Below are 18,206 nucleotides of genomic sequence, written 5' to 3'. Positions count from 1 at the left end.
TGGACTGACTATTCCGCAAGCGCACACTCTCACGGCGCCAAGCATCCCCACGGTGACCTGCCGCGGGCGGAGGATTTCCAGTTCTGCACGGTCGGTCGAGGTGTGCGACCTCCGGGTCCGGTCAGGGCTGCAACGTCCCCGATCATCGCGGCCACGAGTTTCGTGCCCTGCTTGGGTCAGGCGTGCGTGACGTTGCATGTTGCAGGGCTTTCTGGCAGGTCAAGATCGTTCATGGCTCGGTGCACGGCGGCGACCATACCGAATTTCTCTGTTGTTCGTTCTGGCCGCCAATCCGGGGTGCAAGTAGGGCCCCCAACGCTCAACGCGCTGGAGGCCCTGATTAGGCGGATTAGGCGCCGCTATTAGCCCGCGTTGACCTGGAAGCGAGCAGCCTCCTGCAACATCGTGTTCGTGATGATAACCGTGTCAGCACCAGAAGCGATGTCAAACGCGACAGCGCCGCGGGTCTTATCGCCCGGCAGAACCGTGCTGGCACCCAAAGGACCCTCGACACTGATGTCAGTGTTCGACTGGTGGCCGGCGGCATCCTTCGCCTCAAAGTACATCGGGTTCGAGGAAGTCTTGCCCGACTGGGTCTCCCACAGGACGTCCAGGACCAGGTAGCCGCCGTTCTTCGGGGTGGAGTACTGGCTGATCGACTTCTTGTACACAGCAGACTCAATCGTGACCTTCGCGACGTTCCCGTTGCCCATGTCCACAGTCATAGCCTCGCCGATCTTGCCAGCAGCGGCAGCGGCCGGAGCGGCAGAAGCGGCCGCCGGAGCGGCAGCAGAAGCGACAATCGGGGCAGGTGCCGGAGTAGCAGAAGAAGTCGAAGAGGAACCGCCGGTGGACACCTTGATAATGAGGCCCAGGACGAAGAGCGCAACAGTCACAATGAGAGCGATCTTCTTGTGCTGCTCATAGCCCGCGAGCTTGTTGCCCGCCTTGTCGGTCTGCTTGTTCGTCAGCAGGAGAATCAGGTCGATCAAGGTCCAGATCCCCAGGCCGCCGAAGGTGACCAGCTTCAGGATACCGGTGCCGATCTTGCCCAGGTAGAAACGGTCCACGCCGAGTCCACCCAGCAAGAGGGACAGCAGCCAGGCCGTCAGGAACGACCTGCTTCCCGTCTGCGGGCCGTTCTGTGCGGCGCTCGGGAAGCCGGACGGTGCTCCCGGGTAGGCACCAGCTGTTCCCTGGTAACCAGCGCCCTGAGAGGAGGCGTGAGCAGGAGGAGCCTCCGGGTAGGAAGGGGGGCCTGCAGGAGGGTTGTTCTGACTCATTGAGTTCCTTTCACGGGCGTCCGTCATCGGACGCTAAGAATGTGTGGGTGATGTCCCGTGGGGGCCGGGGCCGTAACGAAAGCCTGACGGGTCTCGCGGCCTGAGCTTCTCTGCTGCCGATGGCAGTACGCGCTATGGCATGCTCATGTGTTGACCGCTTCCCCCAAGAAAACTAGCGCGGAGCTGTCGCCGCTTCTCAGAGGCTACACAGAGCCGGTCCTGGCGGCAACGGCGGCGCGCGCAGGGTTTCTATGTGACGCAAGCCGGGGAAAGGGGTCCAAGGGGATGCATGAGATGCTGCGTGGCTCAGGGGACCGGGAATGGTGCGGTGCCCAAGGCAACGAACTGTTAAACGAACAGGTAGATGATCATCCTGCACTCCGCGAGGGCCTCCGTCGGAGTCGCGACGACTGCCGAGGACCTCATGGGGACACCCGGTGAGCGTCCATCGCCGTCGCTGTGTTGGTGACCTGCAACCGGCGCCGCGTCTTTTCCGACGACCGCATCCCCGAACTCCTCGTGGGCGCCGTCGACCTCCACGTCCACCCCGCACCATCACCGTTCCCGCGCAACATCGGCATCCGCGGCGTCGCCTTCCAGGCCCACGCCGCCGGCTTCCGCGCCATCCTGGTCAAGTCCCACCACCACAGCATGGTCACCGACATCGCCGCCGTCGACGATGCCATCGACGGCCTCCCGATCCGGTCCACAGCGGTGTGGCACTGAACAACTCCGTCGGCGGCATCAACCCCTACGCCATGGAACTCAGTCTCCAGATGGGCGGCCGGATGGTCTGGACCGCAGCGGCAGTCGCTGCCGCTGCCGCTGCGGCGGGAAAGATAATCTCAGTCCCAAGGCTGATGCCGGTGAGCTCGTGGTTTCATCGGTCCCTTCTCCCGCTCCGGACTCGCGGCAGTTCCCTCACCGCGTCGAAGTGGTGGCGGCAGGCAGAACGTTTCCAGTCCTGCTCTTGTCCTGCTCTTGACAGGTTTCGGGCTTCCGGAGCACAGTGGTCTTGCACACCACGTATCAGATGGTGACCGTTCATGGCAGGGGGCTACAGAACGGTTCTTCAGGCACAGCTCTCACGCGCTGAATTTGTGCCATATACGGCAGACCGGAACCACAGGACCGGCGGCATCGCCGCGGCCACGCTTCCGATCCACATTCTTATCCGGGCGGTTGCGAAGAGGGCTCATTCCCGGTGGTCATGCGTTGGCTGCAGCATCTTCTGAGATCAACCGCATTACCCTGCCCTGCCTCGGGCCGGGGGTGCCCGACGGGGACTTCTGGTCCGCCCGGATAAGGTCCGCCCGGCCCTATGACGGGCGGACGGGAGTCACAGGCCGACCGTAAAAAGCCGGCCGTAAAAAGGGGGAAGAATGCAAAATTCCACCACGGTTGAACACGCCATCCCTGAACCGGCTCCCAGGGCCGCGCCCCAGGGGCGCAACATGGTTGCCCATGCCATAGCAGGGGCCATCGCTGAGGCAGACTTCGCCGGGAACGGGGCGGTATTCATCCCGCCGGCCACCAGGTGAGATCCGGACAGGTCTCAACTCCGGACCAGTGAACCTCTGTCCCGGGGACCGGGCAGCAGGATCACAAACGCAAACTCGTAAACACCGAATCAAGGGGGAAAGATGGTCAATACATCCAGCACAGCTGAACGGATAACCACGCGGACCAACGACGCGCCGGTCAATCCCCGCCGCCTCGTGACGGCGGCCATGACAGCGATGAACTACGCCTCCGACGGCGCACCGTTCAACCCGTTGCTGATCAAGTTCGCCGACACCGGAGACTTCCACAACTGCTGGTCATCCCAGCGCGGAGATACACCGATCCGGTTCTACCGGTACAACGGCGACGACGTCGATAACTTCCGGCCGCTAGGGGACTTCGCCGTTGTGGCCAACAAGACCATCGCCGAAACGCCGGTCATGCTCATCGCCCCCGTACAGGCTCACGAGGACGCGGTAGCGCACCCGACCGGTTTCGAGTGGATTCTCGATCTCGATGACAAGGGCTCGGGAAACCAGGATGACCTCACCTATTTCTGGCCGCAGGCACCCGATGGCTACCAGGCGCTGGGCCTCTGTGTCGGAGTCAACGGACAGGCCCCGGTCCCCGGGGACTACTGGTGCATCCGCAACGACTACCTCCAAAGTATTCCAACAGAAGAGCTTTGGACCGACGCCGGACAGGGCTGGACCGGTCACAACGGTGATCTGAGCACACCTTCGCTGGCCAATGTCCTCCCCGGCCGGGACCTGATGCTCGCCCCGACCACGATCCTCAGCGATCAATATAGGGAGAACCATCGAGGGAACCCCGGCTCGTACTGCCTGGTGCTGGAGAAACTGCTGCTGCCGGTGCCCGGGGCCGCGGGAGCTCCCGCACCCGAATGCGCCCCGGACTACGGTGAGGGCACCGAAACCGTCCAGGGGCTGGGGAAGGTGGCCGTGCTTCCCTGCCTTGTGGTCGATGACCCCGCCACGGGGGGTGACCCTTCCTCCAGCCCCTTCTATTACCTGGCAGCCCAGCCGTATTGGGTGTGCACGGGAAGCTTCCCGTCACAGGATCGAGGCCTCCACACCAAGAAGTGCACCATTGGAACCAGCCAGGACGCCGCCGCTGCGTTCCGGGCCGCCACCTCGCTGGCCGTTGGTGCGGACACCGGGGTGCAGGCCGCTCCGCTCAGCCCGAAGATCTCGGTCAGCTACACCCGGGAGATGCAGGTGAGCCCCGCGACGACCACCGGGACCGGCAGCCGGACCTCCACCAGGGTCGAACTCCATCTGGAACCGGCCGACAGGATACTGATCTGGCAAAAACAGACCGATTTCCTCGTGTACCGCACTGGCGGTGACGTCCTAAGCCAGGTGACCTATCAAGTGGCCGAGCTTCTAGCCACGGACAGCAGCGGCCCGGCCTGACACCGGCACCGGGGGACCGCCGGCGTGCCCACACACCGGCGGCCCCCCCGGGACCAACCTGCCGTCCATCGGCGGATGGTTGATAAGAGCTCCTCTTCGGGGCGGCCGCCGCCGGCGGAGCAGGGCCAATTCCCTCACAGTCCCCCCGCCGAGGACTGCAACAGCGGTTACCAGAACCTGCGAATACTCATAGTCCCCTGATCGAAGAGCCGGGCTTCAGGAAAGAGGCGGGCCGGTTCCGGGCTCAGCCTGAACGGGGAACAAAGGAATAACCCATGTCCACGAACCCCTCAGCCTTGCCCGCATGCTCCCAAAGCCAGGCCTCCGCAGACCCGGCGCCCGAGTCTGACCGCACTGACCCTTCGGTCATACGCCGCCAGGCCTCGACCATTATCTACACCGTGCTCTCAGACCCCGCGCCGGAACTGGCCCATGTCAGGGACCAGCTTCGCGAACGCCTTGCCTCCCATCCCGGTCACCCGGAAACAGCACTGATCGAACACCTGTTTTCCCTCCGGACCCCCACCGGCCCCGCGAAGCCGACACCCACGGCCGCCGGATCCGCCCTTCCCCCCGGCACCCTGGCCCCGGCAGTTGCGGTGGAGAGTGAGGCTGAGCGTGCTTCCCGGATCGAGGCGGTCCTTGAAGGCAGGATGCTGCTGACCGCTTTTCAGCCCATCCACGACCTTTCCCTTGGCTCTGTTACCGGAGCGGAGGCGTTCACTCGGTTCGTCACCGACGGCAGCGATGACGCTGGCTACTGGTTCGCTGAAGCCGCCGAGGCCCGGATGGGAAGCGAACTTGAATTCATGGCCCTGGAGTCCGCACTCGCCGCAGCGCAGCGCCTTCCCCCACATCTGTACGTGGCGCTGAAGCTCTCCCCCGCCACTTGTCTGGACCCGCTGCTACCGGGCCTGCTGGAGGAATCCCTGCTGGCCCCGGACCGCATCGTCCTTGAACTCACCGAAGCGCTGAGCCCGGAGCAGGCCCGCGCCCTGAACGAGGCACTGGCACCACTGCGAGGGCGCGGGGTCCGGCTCGCGTTCGACCATGCCGGCTCATACTTCGACTCGCTCCACCGGATTAAAGAACTTCAACCCGAAATCATCAAACTCGACCGCAGCCTCATCGCCGGAATCGACACGGACACCCTCCGCCACGCCTTCGTCGAGGCCATGGTCGGCTTCGCCGAACAGCTCGGAGCAGCGCTCATCGCCGAAGGAATCGAAACCAAAGACGAACTCGCCGCTGTCGGAGCACTCGGCGTGAGCGGCGCCCAAGGCTACTTCCTCGCCCGACCCACCACCCGCCCCCAGGACTGGGCCGACTGGGACCACCCCGCCCACGCACAGGCAGGACCGCAGGCTCCTCCCCCTACAGCCTCCATATGGTTTTGACCACAACCACACCGCAAGAACCCGCCACAGGGGCACCGGCAGGCAACCAGCCGAAACCGAACCCTGCACGCGCTGTCCCGGATTTGACCACCGGTACCGGCTCTCCAGCGCCTGAGACGTGCGCCCTGTGCAGGCTATTCAGGGGGCCGCAGGGAAAGCGGGCTAACGTCTCAGAGGTCCTTCAACCTGATCGCCGATGTGCGGTCCGTCGCGGTCCATCCAGTAGCGCCGCGTGACGGCGATGGCCACCTTGGTGTCCATGGGCTGAATGCCGGGAGTGCGCCGATGTCCTTGGTGATGAAATCGGCCGGACTCCTGGGATCATGAAAGACTCCGTGAAAGACCACGGGGGCCTGACCAGTAACCATCGTGACCATGGGGGCTGATTCGTGACCGCTGAGCCGGTCCAGCACATCCGAAATGGATTTGGGTCTGACCTGCAGGGAGACCACGGCGGTGAGGGGAAAGCCTACGGCGTTTGCGCAAGTGGGCCGGCATGTCATTGGTTCAGGTAGGGGGTAGTTCAGGACCAAGATTCCGAGGGCTTCGCTCTATCCCTGAGTGGCGGTGCCTTCGATGAGTTTGTAGACGCCCCCTACCGGCGCGCGGTCGGAGCCAAGGGTCATCTCCCCACCGAGCAGACGGCCCTGCCGACTCCTTGGTCAGTTGACTGCAGGGCAGCGAATGACATTTTGAAGCGGGCTCTTGCGTTGCTGCCCGAGCGCAAGCTACAGTGTGAGCCGTGTCACCGACAAGTGGCACAGCTTATGATCTGCGGCGGGAGAGTCCTGCCGGTACGTTCAGCAGGCGCCGTAGGAGCAAATCCTCCCCAGGAATCTCTCAGGCCCACGTACCGCCGCGGCAAGGCAACTCTGGAAAGCAGTCCGGGAAACCGGGCTCACCGACGGTGCAAGTGGCGCCTGCTAACAGCAGGCAACGCGGAAACTCTCAGGTCCAATACAGAGCGGGGAGGAACCCGAATCATCGTGGCACTCCGGCGCCACCTGAATTATGGAGTTCCTCATGACGATTCAGTCGACCCCGTCCACGTTCGCAGACCGCCACATCGGCGCGCGCCGCCAAACAGACATCGACACCATGCTCAAGGCCGTCGGCTACGACACCGTAGACGGCCTCGTTGACAACGCAGTACCCGCCTCCATCCGCCAGGAAAAGCCGCTCAGCCTCGACAGCGCCCTCAGCGAAGTTGAGGTGCTGGCCGAGCTGCGCAAGCTCGCTTCCAAGAACAAGACGGCCGTGCAGATGATCGGCCAGGGCTACTACGACACCGTCACGCCGCCGGTGATCCGCCGCAACATCCTCGAAGCCCCCGCCTGGTACACCGCCTACACGCCCTACCAGCCGGAGATTTCCCAGGGCCGGCTCGAGGCGCTGCTGAACTTCCAGACCATGGTCCAGGACCTCACCGCGCTTCCGGTGGCCAACGCGTCGCTCCTCGACGAGGCCACCGCCGTGGCCGAAGCCGTGCTCCTGATGCGCCGCGCCAACAAGAACAAAGAGGCCCGTGACGGCAAGACCGTCCTGGACGCCGACTGCCTCCCGCAGACCATCGCCATCGTCAAGGGCCGCGCCGAAGCGCTCGGCTTCGATGTGGAGATAGCGGACCTGTCCCAGGGACTGCCCGACGGCGACATCAACGGTGTGGTCCTGCAGCAGCCCGGCGTTTCCGGCCAGGTCTGGGACCAGACGGCCGTGATCGCAGAGGCCAAAGACCGCGGCGCGCTCGTCACCGTGGCAGCGGACCTCCTGGCCCTGACCCTGCTCACCCCTCCGGGCGAGCAGGGCGCGGACGTCGCCGTCGGCTCCACGCAGCGCCTGGGCGTGCCGCTGTTCTTCGGCGGCCCGCACGCGGCCTACATGGCGGTGCGCGAAGGCATGGAACGCACGCTTCCCGGCCGCATTGTCGGCGTCTCCAAGGACAACGCCGGCGTCCCGGCCTACCGGCTGGCCCTGCAGACCCGCGAGCAGCACATCCGCCGTGAAAAGGCCACGTCCAACATCTGCACCGCTCAGGCGCTGCTGGCCATCGTCTCCTCGATGTACGCCGTCTACCACGGACCTGACGGTCTGAAGGCGATCGCCGAGACCGTCCACAACAACGCCCGCGCCCTCGCCGCCACGCTGAAGATCGCGGGCCGGGAACTGGTGAGCGAGTCCTTCTTCGACACCGTCACAGTCCGCGTGCCGGGCAAAGCCCGGAAGGTCATCACCGCCGCCGAGGCCCGCGGCATCAACCTACGCTTCATCGATGCGGACACGGTTGGCGTGTCAGTCGATGAAACCACGACGGCGGAGGTTCTCTCCGCGGTGGTCGTCGCCTTTGGCGCCGGTCCCGTGGTGGCGGCCCAGGGCTTCGAGCTGCCCGAGACGGTGCAGCGCACCTCCGAATTCCTGCAGCACCCGGTGTTCAACACCCACCGCTCCGAAACCCAGCTGCTGCGCTACATCCGGAAGCTCTCGGACCGGGACCTCTCGCTGGACCGCACCATGATCCCGCTGGGCTCGTGCACCATGAAGCTGAACGCCACCGCCGAGATGGAGGCCATTTCCTGGCCGGAGTTCGCCTCCATCCACCCCTTCGCGCCGGACTCCCAGACCGCGGGCTGGCGGGAACTGATCGAGGGCCTGGAAGCGGACCTCACCGAGATCACCGGCTACGACCAGGTGTCCATCCAGCCGAACGCCGGTTCCCAGGGCGAGCTCGCGGGCCTGCTGGCCATCCGCGGCTACCACCTCCCGCGCGGCGATGCCCAGCGCAACGTCTGCCTGATCCCGGCTTCGGCGCACGGCACCAACGCGGCCTCCGCGGTCCTGGCGGGCATGAAGGTTGTTGTGGTGGCGACCGCTTCTGACGGCACGATCGACCACGCGGACCTGAACGCCAAGGTCGAGCTGCACCAGGACGTCCTGTCCGCGATCATGATCACGTACCCGTCCACGCACGGGGTGTACGACGCCGACGTGCGCGAGGTCTGCGACGCGGTCCACGCCGCCGGCGGCCAGGTCTACGTGGACGGCGCCAACCTCAACGCCCTGGTGGGTCTGGCCCAGCCCGGCAAGTTCGGCGGCGACGTGTCCCACCTGAATCTGCACAAGACCTTCTGCATTCCGCACGGCGGCGGCGGCCCCGGGGTAGGCCCGGTCGCTGCCAAGGCGCACCTGGCACCGTTCATGCCGGGTGATGCCAACAAGGCCGCGCACGAGGCCGGGCACGGCGTGGCGATCTCTGCCTCGCGGTACGGATCCGCCGGCGTCCTGCCGATTTCCTGGGCCTACGTGAAGCTCATGGGCGGTGCGGGCCTGACCGAGGCCACCAAGTCGGCGCTGCTGGCGGCGAACTACATCGCCTCCCGCCTGAACGAGTTCTTCCCGGTCCTGTACACGGGCGAAGGCGGACTCGTGGCGCACGAGTGCATCCTGGACCTGCGTGAACTCACGGCCCGGACCGGCGTCACCGCCGAGGACGTGGCCAAGCGCCTCATCGATTTCGGCTTCCACGCCCCCACGCTGGCGTTCCCGGTGGCCGGCACCCTCATGGTGGAGCCCACCGAGTCGGAGGACCTCGCGGAGATCGACCGGTTCATCGACGCGATGATCACCATCCACGCCGAGATCGAGCAGGTCGCCGCCGGGGACTTCACCCTGGAGGGTTCCCCGCTGCGCAACGCACCGCACACCGCGGCGGCCGTCGTCTCTTCCGACTGGGCCCGCCAGTACCCGCGCGAGCAGGCTGCGTTCCCCGTCCACTCCCTCAGGCAGGACAAGTACTTCCCGCCGGTTGGCCGCATCGACGGCGCTGCCGGTGACCGGAACCTGGTCTGCTCGTGCCCGCCCATCGCCGAGTTTGAAAACTAAGGATTCCTGATGCCTGAGAACTACACCGCGCTCTATGAAGAGCACAAGAAGGCCGGCGCCTCCTTCACCGACTTCGGCGGCTGGCAGATGCCCCTGAAATACCACTCCGAGCTGTCCGAGCACCACGCCGTGCGCAACGCCGCGGGCCTGTTCGACCTCTCCCACATGGGCGAAGTCTGGGTCACCGGTCCCGACGCCGCACCCTTCCTGGACTACGCCCTGGCCGGCAAGCTGTCAGCGGTGGCGGTCGGCAAGGCCAAGTACTCGCTGATCTGCCAGGAAGACGGCGGCATCATCGATGACCTGATTTCCTACCGCCGTCCGGCGGGGGCCGACGGCACTGACAAGTACCTCGTGGTTCCGAACGCGGGCAACGCCGCGGTGGTGGCCGCTGCACTGGCCGAAAGGGCTGCGGGTTTCGACGTCACGGTGGAGGACGTTTCCGCCGAGACGTCCCTGATCGCCGTCCAGGGACCGAACGCAGAGGCCATCCTGCTGACGCTGGTCCCGGCAGAGCAGCACTCGCTGGTTACGGAGCTCAAGTATTACGCCGCCGTCGAGGTAGGGCTCACCGTCAACGCCACCGTGCAGGAGCTGCTGCTGGCCCGCACCGGCTACACCGGCGAGGACGGCTTCGAGATCTACATTCCCAACGAGGACGCAGCCGGCCTGTGGGAAGCATTGCTGGAAACCGGCGCCGGCCGCGGGCTCATTCCGGCCGGCCTGGCCTGCCGCGACTCGCTCCGCCTGGAAGCCGGCATGCCGCTCTACGGCAACGAGCTTTCCCGCGAAGGCAACCCTTACGCAGCAAACCTGGGCCCGGTTGTCTCGCTCGCCAAGGAGTCGGATTTCATCGGCAAGGCGGCCCTGAGTGAGCTCAAGGCAGCAGGCGCAGGCTCCACTACCGGCCGCAAGCTGGTGGGCCTCAAGGGCCTCGGCCGCCGTGCCGGCCGCAGCCATTACCCCGTCCTGAAGGACGGCAACGTTGTTGGCGAAGTGACCTCCGGCCAGCCGAGCCCCACCCTGGGGTACCCCGTCGCCATGGCTTATGTCGACGTCGAACACGCCGCACCAGGCACGGTCCTGGACATCGACCTGCGCGGCAAGGCCGAGCCGTTCGAAGTCGTGGCCCTGCCTTTCTACAAGCACGAAAAGTAGCCCGGCCCGGTCGGGTCACCCTGAGCCTGTGGGGGCCCGACAGCTGGCCCCCTTCGACCACCATAGATTTCACAACGTAAAGGAAAAAACATGAGCAAGGTTGTTGCTGAACTGAAGTACTCCGCGGAGCACGAGTGGGTTGCTGCTGACGGATCTGGCACTGCGGGGATCGGCATCTCGGCGGTCGCCGCCGATGCGCTCGGCGACATCGTCTATGTGGACCTGCCCGAGGCTGGCGCCACCGTGACCGCGGGGGAGACCTGCGGCGAGGTGGAGTCGACCAAGTCCGTCTCCGACCTGTACGCCCCCGTCACGGGCGAGGTCACCGAAATCAACCCGGCCGTCGTCGATGACCCCGCGCTGATCAACAGCGACCCCTACGGTGCCGGCTGGCTCTTCAAAGTCGCCGTGACCGAAGAAGGTCCGTTGATGTCCGCTGAAGAGTACGCAGCAGCCAACGGCGGCGAACTGTGAGCGCGGCCGGGGCAACCACCAGCTTCCCGCAGGTCGTCTCCGCATCCCTGGACGCGGACCTGTCCGCGCTGGACCCGGAGATCGCCGCAAAGATCGACGACGAGCTCACCCGCCAGCGCGACGGTTTGGAGATGATCGCCTCGGAGAACCACACCGCCAGGGCCGTCATGCAGGCGCAGGGTTCCGTCCTGACGAACAAGTACGCCGAGGGCTACCCGGGCAAGCGCTACTATGGCGGCTGCGAGCACGTCGACGTGATCGAGCAGCTCGCGATCGACCGGGTCAAGGCCCTGTTCGGCGCCGAATACGCGAACGTCCAGCCGCACTCCGGCGCACAGGCCAACGCCTCCGTGATGCACGCCCTGATCCGCCCGGGTGACACCATCATGGGCCTGAACCTGGCGCACGGCGGCCACCTCACCCACGGCATGAAGATCAACTTCTCCGGCCGCCTGTACAACGTCATCCCGTACCAGGTCCGCGAAGATGACCACCGGATTGATATGGCCGAGGTCGAACGCCTCGCCCAGGAGCACCAGCCGGCCCTGATCGTCGCCGGCTGGTCCGCATACGCCCGGCAGCTGGACTTCGCCGAGTTCCGCCGGATCGCCGATTCCGTGGGCGCCTACCTGATGGTGGACATGGCACACTTCGCCGGGCTCGTCGCGGCCGGGCTGCACCCCTCACCGGTGCCGCACGCCCACGTCACCACCTCCACCACGCACAAGACCCTCGCCGGTCCGCGCGGCGGCATCATCCTGAGCAACGACGCCGACATCGCCAAGAAGATCAATTCCGCCGTGTTCCCCGGCCAGCAGGGCGGCCCGCTGGAGCACGTGATCGCCGGAAAGGCCGTGGCCTTCAAGATCGCCGCGTCCCCGGAGTTCAAGGAACGCCAGGAACGTGTCCTCGCCGGCGCACGGATCCTCGCCGAGCGTCTGGTCCAACCTGACGTCACCGCACAGGGCATCAACGTGATCTCCGGCGGCACGGACGTGCACCTGGTCCTGGTGGACCTGCGCAACTGCGAGCTCAACGGCCAGGAAGCCGAGGACCGCCTCGCGGAAATCGACATCACCGTGAACCGCAACGCCGTGCCGTTCGACCCTCGCCCGCCGATGGTCACCTCCGGGCTCCGCATCGGCACCCCCGCCCTGGCCACCCGCGGCTTCGGCGAGGCGGCGTTCGCCGAGGTAGCGGACATCATCGCGGAGGCACTGACCGCCGACGCCGGCGCGGACCTCTCCGGCCTGCGCCACCGGGTGGAGGCCCTCGCCGCCGCCCACCCGCTCTACCCCTCGCTGTAATCCGTGGTAAATGAGCCTGTCGAAAAATTGGGGATTTCGACAGGCTCACCCACCGGACCCCGGGACCTGTAACACCCATACTTAGTAAGGAACCGACAATGGCTGTTGGAGTCTTTGACCTCTTTTCCATCGGAATAGGCCCATCCAGTTCGCACACCGTGGGCCCCATGCGGGCCGCCGCCGTCTTCGCCGAAGAACTCAAGGCCTTCGGCGACCTGCAGCAGGTGGCCGGACTGCGGGTGGACCTCTACGGTTCACTTGCCGCCACGGGCCACGGCCACGGCACCATGACCGCGATCCTGCTTGGCCTTGAGGGCCTCCACCCGGAGCTGATCCTGCCCGACGAGGTGGAGGAACGACTGGCCGCCATCGCTGAAACAGGAACGCTTCAGCTGGCCGGTGCTGTGTCCCTGCCCTACGGGGTGACGGACATGGTTCTGCGTCCCTTGACGATCCTGCCGCGGCACACCAACGGCATGACGTTCACCGTTACGGGCTCCGATGGCGAGGTCCTGCACACTGCTACCTTCTTCTCCGTCGGTGGCGGATTCATCGTTCGTGAGGGCGAGGAGGTCGCGGCGCAGCAGGAGTTGGAGGAGTCCAGGAAGGAACTGCCGCTGCCCTTCCGTACCTCCGCCGAACTGATGGACCATTGCCGGAAGACCTCGCTGAGCATCAGCGAGGTGATGCGGATCAACGAAGAGGACAGCCGCACGGAAGAGGAGATCCGCGACGGGCTGCTGCATATCTACTCCGTGATGGAGGGTTGTGTGGCGGTCAGCCTCAAGCGAGAAGGCCTCCTGCCGGGCGGCCTGAAGGTCCGCCGCCGTGCGCCTGACTGGCATGATCGCCTACTCAAGGAGGACAAGGACCGGGACCCGAAGTACTGGCAGGAATGGGTGAACCTGATCGCTTTGGCCGTGAACGAGGAAAACGCCTCCGGCGGCCGGGTTGTCACCGCCCCCACCAACGGCGCCGCCGGAATTATCCCCGCGGTCCTGTATTACGCGCTGCACTTCGCCCCCGGCATGGACCAGGCCACCCAACAGGACCGCGACGATGCGGTCGTGAAGTTCCTGCTGACCGCGGCCGCCATCGGTGTGCTGTACAAGGAGCAGGCCTCGATCTCCGGGGCGGAGGTGGGCTGCCAGGGCGAGGTGGGCTCGGCGTCCTCGATGGCCGCCGCCGGATTGGCCGAGGTCATGGGCGGCACGCCCCAGCAGGTGGAAAACGCCGCGGAAATCGCCATGGAACACAACCTCGGCCTGACCTGCGATCCGATCGGCGGCCTGGTGCAGATCCCGTGCATCGAACGCAATGCCATCGCCGCCGCGAAGGCCATCAACGCCGCCAAGATGGCACTCTGGGGCGACGGCTCGCACCGGGTCTCCCTGGACGAGGTCATCGTCACCATGCGCGAGACAGGACGCGACATGAGCTCCAAATACAAGGAAACGGCTATGGGCGGCCTCGCCGTCAACGTCGTTGAATGCTGAAGGAAAGAGAACAATGACACTGGCACCAGAAGGCCGGAAAATGCTGCGCATCGAGCAGCGAAATGCGGCCACACCGGTGGAACGCAAGCCGGAATGGATCAAGGCCAAGGTCCAGATGGGCCCCGAGTTCGTGCAGCTCAAGAAGCTGGTCAAAAAGGAAGGCCTGCACACCGTGTGCGAGGAGGCCGGCTGCCCCAACATCTTTGAGTGCTGGGAAGACAAGGAGGCCACCTTCCTGATCGGCGGCTCCGAATGCACCCGCCGCTGCGACTTCTGCCAGATCGACACCGGCAAGCCCTCCCCCGTGGACGTCTTCGAGCCCACCAAGGTGGCCCGCTCCGTCCAGGCCATGCAGCTGCGCTACGCCACGGTGACCGGCGTGGCCCGCGACGACCTCGAAGACGAGGGAGTCTGGCTCTACGCCGAAACGGTCCGCAAGATCCACGAGCTGAACCCGGGCACCGGCGTCGAACTGCTGATCCCGGACTTCTCCGGCAAACCCGAACACATCCAGGCCATCTGCGACTCCAAGCCCGAGGTGTTCGCCCACAACGTGGAGACCGTGCCCCGGATCTTCAAGCGCATCCGTCCCGCGTTCCGCTACGAGCGGTCCCTGGACGTCATCACGCAGGGGCGAAAACTCGGCATGGTCACCAAGTCCAACCTGATCCTGGGCATGGGCGAGACCCGCGAGGAGATCTCCGAGGCGCTGCGGGACCTGCACGAGGCCGGCTGCGACCTGATCACCATCACCCAGTACCTTCGCCCGTCCGAGCGGCACCTGCCGGTGGACCGCTGGGTCAAGCCGCAGGAGTTCCTGGATCTCCAGCAGGAAGCGGACGAGATCGGCTTCCTCGGTGTCATGTCCGGCCCGCTGGTGCGTTCCTCCTACCGGGCCGGCCGGCTCTGGGCCACCGCGATGCGCAAGAAGGGCTGGGAAATACCGGCCGAGCTCGCGCACATCGAAAGCTCCGGGACCACCCGCCAGGAAGCCAGCTCACTAATGGCGGCTACGGCCTGAACAACCCAACCCTGATGCCCGGAGAGGACCAAAGATGTTCCCCATCAGAATCGAAATAATCCCTTCAGAAGGAATCGTTGAGCGGGTCACGGCCCTGGTGCCGCTGACCACCTCGCTTACGGTGACGTGCCTGCCGCATCACGGCATTGAGCGGACCATGGGCGCCGCGGTGCAGTTAAGCATGCTCGGCTACACCGTCATCCCGCACCTCGCCGCGCGCAGCATCCACGACCGTGCCGAGCTCACCGGAATCCTCCGCGACTGCAACGCGGCCGGCATCCGCGAGGTGTTTGTGATCGGCGGAGACCGGAAGCAACCGGCCGGTCCGTACGAGTCCGCCCTTCCGGTGCTCGAAGACATCGCGCAGTACACCGGAGGCATGATGCGGACGGGCGTTGCCGGCTACCCGGAGGGCCACCCCGCCGTCGGTCCCGTGGACTTGCTGGACGCTTTGCTGGCCAAACAGCACCTGGCATCGCACGTCGTCACGCAGATGTGCTTCTCAGCCCCGAAAATCCTTGATTATGCGACGCTCCTGCGCAACGAAGGTGTGCGGCTGCCCGTCTGGGCCGGCGTGGCCGGTTCCGTGCCGCGGACCAAGCTGGTCTCCCTGGCGACGCAGATCGGGGTCGGAAGTTCCCTGAAGTTCCTCAGCCGCAAGGGCCCGCTGGCCCGCAAACTCCTGAGCGGCGACCACTCCTCGCCACAGGCTCTTTGGTCCGGGCTGGAAAGCCGCCCGGGCAACATCGCGGGCATCCATCTCTACAGCTTCAACAGCCTTGATTCGGTTCCCGGCGGCCCGGGCCAGGGGTCAACCTCAGCACTCCAAACAGCATTGATTCGAGGAGCAGCACGTGACCACTAAGACCCTAACCTCCCACCAGGAGCCGCACCTTGAGCGGCAGCTCAGCAACCGGCACATCCAGCTGATCGCCATTGGCGGCGCAATCGGCACCGGGCTGTTCATGGGCTCCGGCAAAACCATCTCAGCGGCGGGCCCGTCCGTCATCTTCGTCTACATGATCATCGGCTTCATGCTGTTCTTCGTAATGCGGGCCATGGGCGAGCTCCTGCTGTCCAACCTGAACTACAAGTCCTTCAGCGATTTTGCGGCAGACCTTCTGGGCCCGTGGGCCGGGTTCTTCACCGGTTGGACGTACTGGTTCTGCTGGGTGATCACCGGAATCGCGGACGTCATTGCCATTGCCGGCTATTCGAAGGAACTCTGGCCGGACGTGCCGCTGTGGATCCCGGGCCTGGCCACCATCGCCATCCTGCTGCTCCTGAACCTGACCACCGTGAAGGCGTTCGGCGAGACGGAGTTTTGGTTTGCCCTGGTCAAGATCATTGCCATCGCGGCGCTGATCATCGTGGGCCTGTTCATGATCTTCAGCGGGTTCCAGTCCGAGGCCGGACCGGCCAGCTTCACCAACCTGTGGAGCCACGGCGGCTTCTTCCCGAACGAGTTCATGGGCTTTGTGGCCGGCTTCCAGATTGCGGTGTTCGCCTTCGTGGGCATTGAACTGGTGGGCACCACGGCCGCAGAGGCCAAGGATCCGGAAACAAACCTGCCCAAGGCCATCAACTCCATCCCCATCCGCGTGCTGCTGTTCTACGTGGGCGCGCTTATCATCCTGATGTCCGTCACGCCCTGGACCCAGTTCCAGGCCGGCCACAGCCCCTTCATCGCCATGTTCTCCCTGGCCGGTCTCGGCGCCGCCGCCACTGTAGTGAACCTGGTGGTGCTCAGCTCGGCCATGTCCTCGGCCAACTCGGGCATCTACTCCACCTCCCGCATGGTCTACGGCCTGGCCCAGGAGGGTGACGCGCCGTCAGTTTTCGGCGCCCTGTCCCGCCGCAAAGTCCCGCAGAACGCCCTGTTTCTCTCCTGCGTCCTGCTGCTCTCCGGCGTGGTGCTGATGTACGCGGGCAAGGACATCGGCAAAGCGTTCGATATGGTCACGACTGTTTCCGCCGTCTGCTTCGTCTTTGTCTGGTCCATCATCCTGGCCAGCTACCTGAAGTTCCGTTCACGCCGTCCGCACCTGCACGACGGCTCCAAATACAAGATGCCCGGCGGTATCCCCATGGTATGGGTGGTCTTCGCGTTCTTCGCCTTCGTCCTGTGGGCGCTGACCACGCAACCGGACACCTTCCTGGCGCTGTTGATCACACCGATCTGGTTCATCGTTCTCGGCGCCGCCTGGTTCGTCCTGCGCAAGCGACCGTCCCACTTGGCCCGCTATGCCCAGTTCCAAGAGGACCTCGCTCGGGAGAAGGTGGCGGCCGACGAGAAGGCCGCCGCAGCCGAGGAGCAGGGCCTCGCCGAGGCGAAGGCAGCTGGGGAGAGCTAAGTGGAAACCGAACACGTTCTGACCGTCCACTGTGCTGAGTCCCCGGGCATCGTCCACGCAATCACCGGGTACTTGCTGGACCACAACTGCGACATCATCGACACCAAGCACTTCGGTGACCGCCAAGCCAAGCAGTTCTTCATGCGCGTGCACTTCGCGTCAGGGAACAGGTTCTTCAGCACTGGGGAACTGCGCCGGGACTTCGAGCCGCTGGCCGAAAGCCGGGCGATGAAATGGCAGCTCGAGCCCCACGGACGCAAGCGCCGGGTGATGGTGATGGTGTCCCGATTCGGGCACTGCCTGAACGACCTGCTGTACCGGGCCGCACCGGCGACCTGCCGGTGGAAATCGTGGCCGTGGTCTCCAATCACACGGACCACGAGGAACTGGTGACGTGGCACGACGTCCCGTTCTTCCACTTGCCGGTCACTAAGGAGACCAAACCGGCGCAGGAAGCGCGCCTGCTGGAACTTGTGGACGAGTTCGATGTGGAACTGGTGGTCCTGGCCCGCTACATGCAGGTCCTCAGCGATGAGCTGTCGGCCGCGCTGACAGGAAAAGCCATCAACATCCACCACTCGTTCCTCCCCAGCTTCAAAGGTGCCAAACCCTATCACCAGGCGTATGACCGTGGAGTGAAGACCGTGGGGGCCACGGCGCACTACGTCAACGCCGAACTGGATGAGGGACCTATCATCTCCCAGCAGGTCATCGATGTGGACCACACGTACACCCCCGAGGACCTGGTGCAGGTAGGTCGGGATGCCGAATGCGCAGCCCTGCGCAACGCTGTCCGGTGGCACTGCGAGGGCAGAATCCTGGTCCTAGGAAATCGCACCGTTATTTTGCGCTAGAGCGGTGTCCACCCCAGTCCGCGACCTCCGAGCCGGATACAGAGAAC

The 18,206-nt window shown here is 65.2% G+C and carries 14 protein-coding genes, 1 pseudogene and 2 riboswitches; of the genes and pseudogenes, 14 read left to right on the top strand and 1 reads right to left on the bottom strand.

The genetic code is table 11. The features are described 5' to 3' along the window. Positions 1–362 precede the first annotated feature (362 nt). The gene (locus ACP4XC_RS09485) at positions 363–1,283 is read right to left on the bottom strand and encodes a TM2 domain-containing protein (RefSeq protein WP_427174676.1); all 921 of its coding nucleotides are present in this window, start codon (positions 1,281–1,283) and stop codon (positions 363–365) included. Between the two features lie 465 nt (positions 1,284–1,748). Between ACP4XC_RS09485 and ACP4XC_RS09480 the strand changes: the two genes are divergently transcribed. The 14 genes and pseudogenes from ACP4XC_RS09480 to purU all read left to right on the top strand — a co-directional run bounded on the left by ACP4XC_RS09480 (position 1,749) and on the right by purU (position 18,159). Then, positions 1,749–2,009, top strand: a complete 261-nt coding sequence (locus tag ACP4XC_RS09480; RefSeq protein WP_427174674.1) for a DUF6282 family protein — start codon at positions 1,749–1,751, stop codon at positions 2,007–2,009. Between the two features lie 32 nt (positions 2,010–2,041). Next, entirely contained in the window at positions 2,042–2,323 is a 282-nt protein-coding gene (locus ACP4XC_RS09475) for a hypothetical protein (RefSeq protein ID WP_427175071.1), read from the top strand. 342 nt (positions 2,324–2,665) lie between these two features. After that, on the top strand, positions 2,666–2,824 hold the full coding sequence (locus ACP4XC_RS09470; protein WP_427174673.1) for a hypothetical protein: 159 nt from the start codon (positions 2,666–2,668) through the stop codon (positions 2,822–2,824). A 102-nt stretch (positions 2,825–2,926) separates the two neighbouring features. Then, positions 2,927–4,222, top strand: coding sequence for a Vps62-related protein (locus tag ACP4XC_RS09465; protein WP_427174672.1), 1,296 nt, complete (start codon positions 2,927–2,929; stop codon positions 4,220–4,222). 275 nt (positions 4,223–4,497) lie between these two features. After that, positions 4,498–5,619, top strand: a complete 1,122-nt coding sequence (locus ACP4XC_RS09460; RefSeq protein WP_427174670.1) for an EAL domain-containing protein — start codon at positions 4,498–4,500, stop codon at positions 5,617–5,619. Positions 5,620–6,387: 768 nt separating this feature from the next. Further along, positions 6,388–6,485: riboswitch (glycine riboswitch) on the top strand. 1 nt (position 6,486) lies between these two features. Beyond that, a riboswitch (glycine riboswitch) is annotated at positions 6,487–6,592 on the top strand. A gap of 38 nt (positions 6,593–6,630) precedes the next feature. Next, complete coding sequence (gene gcvP / locus ACP4XC_RS09455) at positions 6,631–9,495, top strand: aminomethyl-transferring glycine dehydrogenase (RefSeq protein WP_427174669.1); 2,865 nt, start codon at positions 6,631–6,633, stop codon at positions 9,493–9,495. Positions 9,496–9,504: 9 nt separating this feature from the next. Further along, entirely contained in the window at positions 9,505–10,653 is a 1,149-nt protein-coding gene (gene gcvT, locus ACP4XC_RS09450; protein ID WP_427174667.1) for a glycine cleavage system aminomethyltransferase GcvT, read from the top strand. Between the two features lie 90 nt (positions 10,654–10,743). Beyond that, positions 10,744–11,127, top strand: coding sequence for a glycine cleavage system protein GcvH (gene gcvH, locus ACP4XC_RS09445; RefSeq protein WP_427174666.1), 384 nt, complete (start codon positions 10,744–10,746; stop codon positions 11,125–11,127). Then, positions 11,124–12,434 (top strand): serine hydroxymethyltransferase, encoded by a 1,311-nt coding sequence (glyA, locus tag ACP4XC_RS09440; RefSeq protein WP_427174664.1) that lies wholly within the window; start codon positions 11,124–11,126, stop codon positions 12,432–12,434. Before gcvH ends, glyA begins: the two co-directional genes overlap by 4 nt. Before the next feature lie 98 nt (positions 12,435–12,532). Continuing rightward, positions 12,533–13,930: an L-serine ammonia-lyase gene (locus ACP4XC_RS09435; RefSeq protein WP_427174663.1), complete on the top strand. Its 1,398-nt coding sequence runs from the start codon at positions 12,533–12,535 to the stop codon at positions 13,928–13,930. 13 nt (positions 13,931–13,943) lie between these two features. Beyond that, on the top strand, positions 13,944–14,951 hold the full coding sequence (gene lipA, locus ACP4XC_RS09430; protein WP_427174661.1) for a lipoyl synthase: 1,008 nt from the start codon (positions 13,944–13,946) through the stop codon (positions 14,949–14,951). 34 nt (positions 14,952–14,985) lie between these two features. Continuing rightward, positions 14,986–15,816, top strand: a complete 831-nt coding sequence (locus tag ACP4XC_RS09425) for a methylenetetrahydrofolate reductase (protein ID WP_427174660.1) — start codon at positions 14,986–14,988, stop codon at positions 15,814–15,816. After that, a complete protein-coding gene (gene cycA, locus ACP4XC_RS09420) occupies positions 15,806–17,305 on the top strand; it encodes a D-serine/D-alanine/glycine transporter (protein ID WP_427174659.1) in 1,500 nt (499 codons plus the stop codon). Before ACP4XC_RS09425 ends, cycA begins: the two co-directional genes overlap by 11 nt. Then, positions 17,306–18,159: pseudogene (gene purU, locus ACP4XC_RS09415) on the top strand (formyltetrahydrofolate deformylase). Positions 18,160–18,206 lie beyond the last annotated feature (47 nt).

Origin of the sequence: Arthrobacter sp. 92 (genome assembly GCF_050260325.1) — a bacterium.
Lineage (GTDB): Bacteria > Actinomycetota > Actinomycetes > Actinomycetales > Micrococcaceae > Arthrobacter.
Note: the sequence above shows the minus strand (reverse complement) of the source record. Positions and strands in the feature narration are given on the sequence as shown.